Origin of the sequence: uncultured Planktosalinus sp. (assembly GCF_963973675.1) — a bacterium.
Lineage (GTDB): Bacteria > Bacteroidota > Bacteroidia > Flavobacteriales > Flavobacteriaceae > Planktosalinus.
The window spans coordinates 1-4,252 of the sequence record NZ_CAXBAN010000238.1 but is presented as its reverse complement, the minus strand read 5'-3'; the positions used below and the strand labels follow the sequence as shown (position 1 = coordinate 4,252).

Sequence of the window (4,252 nt, the reverse complement as noted above, 5' to 3'; positions counted from 1 at the left end):
AGAGAAGCTTACAGTAAATGCAATCGATGTTAAAAATTAGATATTAGCATTTGAAATAGTGATAACTATACACATATTGATTTAGAAGTTATTCCTTAACTTTATGAGATAGAAATATAACCAAAAAGATAAAAAGTGTCTGAGACTATTGATAACCGGCAGGTGTTCTCTTTGTATGAGGTGAGCAAGAGTATTGAGAATACTATTTCTGAGCGGTATAAGAGATCTTATTGGATCAAGGCGGAGATGAACAAGTTGCATTTGTATCCGTATTCCGGGCATTGTTATCCTGATTTGGTTGAAAAGCGTGACGGGAAGGTGATTTCGGAGATGCGGGCTATTTTGTGGCGGGATGATTATGAGAATATCAATAAACGATTTTTGGAAGTTTTGAAGGAGCCTTTGAAGGATGGGATCAAGATTTTGTTTTTGGCGAAGATACAGTATCACTCTGTTCACGGCCTGTCGTTGCAGATTTTGGATATTGACCCCAGTTTTACTTTGGGCGACCTGGAAAAGGAGAAACAGGAGACGATCAAAAAGTTGCAAACTGAAGGGATTTATTCATTGAATAAGAGCCGGAAACTAGCGTTGCTACCTCAGCGTATTGCCGTGATTTCGGTTGAGACCAGTAAAGGATATGAGGACTTTTTGAGTGTGTTGAAGGGTAATGAATGGGGGTATGCATATTTTTGTTTTTTATTTCCTTCGGTACTGCAGGGTGATAAGGCTGTTACTTCTATTATCCATCAACTCAAGCGGATTCAAAAAGTGCAGCATCATTTTGATGCGGTGGCCATTATACGTGGTGGCGGGGGTGATATTGGGTTGTCGAGTTTTAATGATTATGTTTTGTCGAAAACCCTTGCTGAGTTTCCTTTGCCTATTCTTACCGGAATCGGGCATACTGCCAATGAAACGGTGAGTGAGATGGTTTCGTTTTATAATGCCATTACCCCTACCAAGCTTGCTGAGTATTTGATACAGCACTTTCATAATTTTTCTTTTCCTGTTCAGGAAGCTGAGCAGAAAGTGATGGATTTGTCACTTCGTTTGTTGCGAGATTCTAGAGTGGCTTTTGATAGTGCTGTTCGGTTGTTTCGGGGTGGTGCCCGTAACCTGATTAGCGATCATAAGCATCAAATAAGGCAGTGCAGTTCGCGGTTGCAGCAACATAGTGTTTTTCGTTTTAAGAACGAATTGCAGGCCCTGGAGGGTTTTAATGGGGTGCTTTTGCGTGGTGGTGTGCAGTTGTTTCGTAACAAACAACGTGAATTGGTGCAGGTGCAAACGGATTTGCGGCGGGTTGTTGTTTATTCTTTAAATAATAAAAAACAGCAGTTGACCAATTTGGAACGCGACCTGGAAACCATGCACCCTAAGAATGTTTTGAAACGAGGTTATAGCATAACGACTTTGAATGGTAAAGCTGTTACCGGAATTGGTGATGTAGCTATGGGGGATGTTATTGAAACGCGTGTTATTGATGGTGTACTACATAGTGAGGTAAAAAATGTAAAACAACATAAAGATGAGTGAAGAATTGACTTATACAGCAGCTTTTGAGGAGCTTCAGGAGATTGTGAACGAGATCGAAGAGGGTGAGAAATCGGTGGATGCGCTTTCGGCCAAGGTAAAGCGTGCTTCGGTTTTGATTAAGATTTGTAAGACGAAGTTGACGACTACTGAGGAAGATGTGCAGGGGATATTGAAGGAGCTTGAAGATTGACGATTTATTGATGAGGTTGCTTCGCTACGCTCGCAAAGACGGGGTTTGCTTTACTGCCAAAGGCGGATCCCGGCCTTTGGCGGGCACGGCGCAATGACGGCAATGAGGCGCAAGATGTTGCGCCTGCACTATGGGATTTTTTGATGAGGTTGCTTCTCCTCAACTTCGTTGGGGTTCGCAATGACGGTTTATCGGGTTTGCGGATTTAGGAAATGATGATGCATGCTTGTAATGCAATTGTTAATAAGTTAAATTTCCAATTAAACCAATAAAGGATATATTTGAAAAGACATAAATTTTCTTTCAAATTATACTAACCTCAACCTTTGACTACTATGAAAGCTTCTATCATTTTTGATCGTGAGATGAGACGGATATTAAAGACCGAAACTTCTGAGACCTTGCTGTATGTTCAAGATCAATTTTTAGAACGGAACCGTTCTTCATATATGGGGTTTTTTGATGATTTTTTATTTGAGTATGGTGTTATTTCCCTGAATGCTATACCTATCGATGGCACCCATAAATACATGCCCTATGTGAATTGTATGGATGATAATATCTTTGGAGAAGCTAAGGGTTGTACGGATCTATCTGTTAAGGGACTTTCTCTTGCTGCTTGTCAAAAGGTAATAGTACATTATATAATTGATCACTTAAAGCGACTTGACTTAAGTGTTTTAAAGGAATGGAAAGCTAGGGTCTCTCTTAGTTAACCTTTACATTAGCTTTTCATTTGTATTATCACATTTATTTATAAAAATGAATGGGTTAGAATATTGTAGTAGTACCATCGGGATTCAAAAATATATAATTTGTATCTAGAATTGAGCTTATCGTTTAACTGTAGGTTGGTTCTTTGTTTTAATAGCTATTGGTTATAGAATTATCTACTTTAACCTAGTGATTGAATTATTTAAATTGTTTTGTAACCACCAACCCTCTTTCAATAACATAATCAATGTCATCACTGTTATTTGCTTGTGCATTTAAAGACACTAATATTTTAAGATTTTCACGGACTTCATTACTTATTTCTTGTTTAAAAAAAGTGTCTATTGCCTGTTCTATTCTTTCTTTTAGGATACTAAGCTCTTTCTCTCTACTATCAAATGATTCAGCTCTTATGTAAGAGTAATACTCCCCTTTTGAGGCTTTTCTAATTCTCTTGTCCAATCTAAAAGCCCTATCTAAGAGCATTTCAAGTCGCTTTGCTTTCATTTCTTCCGTTACCATACTAATTATTTTGGTTATTATTTTGATTTCAAGAAGTTAGTAGTGTTTATTTTCAATGATGCTCTAATTTAATAAAAATGAATCAAGGATTTTTACTGCATTCATCTTTTTGGAATTAGAATTTTTGATAGGGTTGTTTGTGTTAATCTTCAAATTAAATAAATTACACTATTGATTTTTATTGTCTACAAGTAATTTTTTTTAAGCAGCGGGTGTTGAATCCCTATCTATAGTGGAAATCCTTGGGAGTTATGGTAAAAAAAAAGCTTAGAAATCTTTCACTAATTAGTATCATTATAAATTACGGTCTTTATTTTTATTTATTCAATTGGATATTAATTATATACATTTTTTATGGACTTCTTTTGCTTTATAATTTTATTAATTTTTTAGATTTCATTAGGTTTATATTAACAAATTTACTTGTTTAGCAACCCGAATAAAGCACGCAAAAGTCTTTTAGATTTAAACTCCCCAAGTTTATATAGTCTATTAATTTGTTATTAACTTTAACTAGCGTGTTGCATGGTAATTTTTTTCAGCTTTATTTTTAAATCCGATAAAGCATTTCCTTTTTTATTTTCTCAATCATTCAATTTAAACTTTAAGGGTTCATCCACTTAAGGTACTGATTCTGTTTATATGCATTCAGTTTCAAAATAAAATCAAACTTAATTATTGAACAACCAATCTGTATTTTATGTCATTTATAAAGAACTACCTATTTTTTATTTCATTTCTATTGTTTTTTTTAAACTCTCAAGGTCAAAACAGTACTATTTTTCCGGGAGGGGTTAATGGAGCTGAGTCTTGGTATATAGCCAACGAACAGGATTTGAATATCGGAACATTTCAAAATTTCAGCCAAAGAAATATACAATTCACTCCATATGGGGTTTATGATCAAAAACTGTTGAATTTTAACCCTACCCTTGCTTTAAAAGAGTCTGAATTCTACTTAAAATACACGGCTGAACTTGAGAGTAACAGCAACCGAAACTTACTTATAGCCGTGGTTCCGGGAAATTTAAGTAACTCGTATCCATTGTTTGGCACCTCATTCAATGACCATGTGCCAATAAGCTATTTGGACTCATTGAGCAGAAACACCTTTGTAATCGAAACTCAACAAGGGTATGCCAGTTCAATGAATGCAACTTTTACCGAGCATCAAAATGCTCATGTATACAATTATAGGTGGAGTAACTACACGATGGATAAAAAGTTTAAAAGTTATGGACTGGAAGGTGAATCAAACATCTTTATCGGCAGGGATATGCAGAGTCC

General features: G+C 35.8%; 5 protein-coding genes. 4 read left to right on the top strand and 1 reads right to left on the bottom strand.

The genetic code is table 11. The features are described from left to right. Positions 1-135: 135 nt before the first annotated feature. From xseA to AACY61_RS09640, 3 genes are all read left to right on the top strand, one after another. Positions 136-1,539 (top strand): exodeoxyribonuclease VII large subunit, encoded by a 1,404-nt coding sequence (xseA, locus tag AACY61_RS09650; RefSeq protein WP_339611366.1) that lies wholly within the window; start codon positions 136-138, stop codon positions 1,537-1,539. Further along, positions 1,532-1,729 (top strand): exodeoxyribonuclease VII small subunit, encoded by a 198-nt coding sequence (xseB, locus tag AACY61_RS09645; RefSeq protein ID WP_339611365.1) that lies wholly within the window; start codon positions 1,532-1,534, stop codon positions 1,727-1,729. Before xseA ends, xseB begins: the two co-directional genes overlap by 8 nt. A gap of 335 nt (positions 1,730-2,064) precedes the next feature. Further along, entirely contained in the window at positions 2,065-2,445 is a 381-nt protein-coding gene (locus tag AACY61_RS09640) for a hypothetical protein (RefSeq protein ID WP_339611364.1), read from the top strand. A gap of 196 nt (positions 2,446-2,641) precedes the next feature. Here AACY61_RS09640 and AACY61_RS09635 read toward each other — a convergent pair whose 3' ends face one another. Next, positions 2,642-2,965, bottom strand: coding sequence for a hypothetical protein (locus AACY61_RS09635; RefSeq protein ID WP_339611363.1), 324 nt, complete (start codon positions 2,963-2,965; stop codon positions 2,642-2,644). 700 nt (positions 2,966-3,665) lie between these two features. On the opposite strand from AACY61_RS09635, the gene AACY61_RS09630 reads away from it, so the two are divergent. Continuing rightward, on the top strand, positions 3,666-4,252 hold a 587-nt coding region (locus AACY61_RS09630; protein ID WP_339611362.1), incomplete at its 3' end, for a hypothetical protein.

Coding starts and splice junctions, on each gene's coding strand:
- AACY61_RS09635 (WP_339611363.1), bottom strand. CDS start 2,965: ATGGTAACGGAAGAAATGAAAGCAAAGCGACTTGAAATGCTCTTAGAT.
- xseB (WP_339611365.1), top strand. CDS start 1,532: ATGAGTGAAGAATTGACTTATACAGCAGCTTTTGAGGAGCTTCAGGAG.
- AACY61_RS09640 (WP_339611364.1), top strand. CDS start 2,065: ATGAAAGCTTCTATCATTTTTGATCGTGAGATGAGACGGATATTAAAG.